The sequence below is a fragment of the Burkholderia sp. Ax-1720 genome (assembly GCF_011753035.1).
Taxonomy (GTDB): domain Bacteria; phylum Pseudomonadota; class Gammaproteobacteria; order Burkholderiales; family Burkholderiaceae; genus Burkholderia; species Burkholderia gladioli.
In genome coordinates, this window is the sequence record NZ_VWWK01000343.1 from 1 (window position 1) to 3,025 (window position 3,025).

A 3,025-nucleotide genomic window follows, 5' to 3' on the forward strand; every position below is an offset into this window, starting at 1 on the left:
GGCCAGCCGGGCGGCCAGCCCGATGCGCTGGCGGCCCGGCTCGCCGCGCTCGGCATCCGGCACGACGATGCATCGCCGCTGCGCCTGGACGTGCACGACGGCGCGTGGCGCGTGACGGGCACCGACGGCGCCGGCCTGGGGAGCGACGAAGCGCAGCCGGCACGGGCCGAAATCGACTTACAAATATTACTGTGGCGCGCCGGTATTGCGCTAGACTTCCGTGCCTCGGCCGGCCCGCGGGTCCGGCCGCCGGTGGCGGTGCCGACCTACCGGTTCGAGCGGCAGCGCCACTGGATCGAGGCGGGGCGCACGAGCGACGCCGGCGGCACCGCCGGCACCGGGAAAGCGGCCACCAGTGCGCCGCCCGCCAGCCTGATCGCGCTCGAAGCGCTGCTGCTCGCGCAATGGCGCGGGCTGCTCGGGCAACCCGCGCTGCGCGGCATCGACAACGTGTTCGAACAGGGCGCGAACTCGCTGACCGTCGCGCAGTGCGTGGCGCAGCTGAGCGCGACGCACGCGCTGCCGATGCAGGTGGTGGACTGCTACGACGCCCCGAGCGTGGCCGGACAGACACGCCTGCTGGGCGAGCGCCTGGGGCTCGCGGCCGGCCTCGCGCATGCCCCCGCGGCGGCCTCGACGCCGGCGCCGGCATTCGAGGCCGAGCAATTCGACAACCTATAAGATCAACGAGAGAGAGCCGTGACAACCCGATACTTCCTGAAGAAGCACGTCAAGATCGAGCCGCTGGTGAATCGCTGGCACGCCAACCCCTGGCTCGTCTATCCGCCGACCGCCGCGTACCTGACACGACACCACCTCGCCATCATGGCCTCGTTCGTCCAGCATCCCGCGCTGCACGGCAAGGCGGCCGACGATCCGCGCATGCGCGGCGGCCCGTTCGCCCAGGGGCTCGCCGTCGACGACGTGCCGGCGATGCAGGCGCTGATCGACAGCACGCGCGCCGACGGCGCGGCGCTGCTCGGCCTGGCCGACGACCTCGACGCGCTCGCCCTCACGCTCAAGGAGGCCGACGGCCACACGCTCAACGCCTTCTACGCGCGCTTGCCGCAGCGCCTGCGCGGCCTGGTCGAGCTGGCGTATCAACGCGGCAACCACGCCTATCCGCGCCTGATGGAAGCCTTGTTCTACGACGCCTACGAGGCGCGCGCGCTGCAGTCGTTCGCGCTCGCGCCGCAGTCCGACGACAGCCGGCCGTTCTGCCTGAGCACGCCGCGCCTGCCGTCGAGCGGCGACGTGCTGCTCGACCTGCCGTTCGCCGATCCGCTCGCGATCGCCTTGACCGCGGCACGCCGGCACGGGCTGGACCAGGACCAGTTCGACGCGCTGCTCGCGCGCCGCGCGCCCGGCACCGAGATGGAGGCGCTGGCCGCGCTGTTCACCAGCGAGCCGCCGCCGGCGCCGCGCAATGAGCCCCACGAGCCGCGCGTGCGCTATTTCGGCCACGCCTGCGTACTGGTGCAGACCGGCGCGGAGAACCTGCTGTTCGATCCGCTGGTCAGCTACGCCTTCGACGGCCAGTCGCCGCGCTTCACCTACGAGGACCTGCCCGAGGTGATCGACTACGTGGTGATCACGCACTCGCATCACGACCACTTCGTGCTCGAGACGCTGCTGCAGCTGCGCGACCGCGTGAAGACCATCGTGTTGCCGCAGAACACCTACGGCCAGTTGATGGATCCGTCGATGAAGCACGTCGCGCAGGCGCTCGGCTTCGCGAACGTGGTGGTGATGAGCGAATTCGATGCACTGCCGCTGCGCAACGGCACGCTGCACGCGGTGCCGTTCCTCGGCGAGCATGGCGACCTGGACATCCGCAGCAAGCTCGGCTTCCTGGTGGAAACGCCGCAGCGGCGCGTGCTGATGGTGGCCGACAGCAACAATCTCGACGATCGGCTCTACGAACGGATCCGCGCGCGCTACGGGCGCATCGACACGCTGTTCATCGGCATGGAGTGCGAGGGCGCGCCGGTCTCCTGGCTGTACGGCTCGATGCTGGACACCCGCATCGCGCGCTCGATGGACGAGAGCCGGCGCCTGAACGGCTCCGATTCCGCCGCGGGTTTCCGGCTCGCGCGGATCATCGGGGCACAGCGCGTGTTCATCTACGCGATGGCGCAGGAGCCCTGGCTCACCTTCATCAGCAGCCTCGAATACGACGAGACCTCGCTCGCCATGCGCGAGGCGCGCAAGATGATCGAGGCCTGCCGCCAGGCCGGCGTCGAGGCCTGCCTGCTCAACGGATGCGTGGACATCACGCTGCGCGCGCCGGCGGCCGGCCAGGGCGCGCCCGACGCCGAGCTGGCCACCCTGATCGAGGGCATGAAGCACAAGAACGGCTATCTGCCGCGCCGCATCGGCGCCGCGATGCGGGTGTACGAGCAGGACGGCCACCAGGTCGTGAACAGCGGCTTGCCGACCGACACCTTCAATCTCGTGATCAGCGCGCCCGGCGCGCTCACGCATCCCGAGCGCATCGCGGAAATCGCGGGCGGCTTCGGCAAGGCGGGATTGCCCGCCGCGTGGTGGGTGTGCGATCGCGCGACCGACGATTCGCTGCGGCGTGCGCTGGCCGAGGTGGGCTTCGAGCACGAGGAGACCGATGTCGGCATGCTCGCCGACCTGGCCGTGCTGCCCGAAATCGGCGCGCCGAGCGGTTTCCGGGTCCGGCAGATCGGCGAGGGCGGCGACATCGCGAGCTTCGGCACGCTGATCGGCGCGCTGTTCGTGCCGCCCGATCCCTGCGTCGAGACGTTCTACCGGCACGCCGCCGGTCTCGGCCTGGCGGCCGACGAACCGCTCAAGCTCTATGTCGGCGAGCTGGACGGGCAGCCGGTTTGCACCGTCGCGATCTACCTGGCCGACGAGGTCGCCCATGTGTTCGACGTCAGCACCTCGCAGGCGCGGCGCCGGCGAGGGCTCGGCACCGTCGCGCTGCAGGCGGTGCTGCGCGATGCGCGCGAGCGCTTCGGCGCGCGCCGCGCCGCGCTGCAGGCCTCGCCGGACG

2 protein-coding genes are annotated in these 3,025 nt (G+C 71.0%); both read left to right on the forward strand.

Annotation, left to right across the window (positions count from 1 at the left end; translation table 11 throughout):
- On the forward strand, window positions 1-681 hold a 681-nt coding region (locus F3J18_RS36395), incomplete at its 5' end, for a phosphopantetheine-binding protein (RefSeq protein ID WP_345892548.1).
- Between the two features lie 18 nt (window positions 682-699).
- Window positions 700-3,025, forward strand: a 2,326-nt coding sequence (locus F3J18_RS36400; protein ID WP_166916988.1) for a GNAT family N-acetyltransferase, incomplete at its 3' end; no start/stop codon positions are given.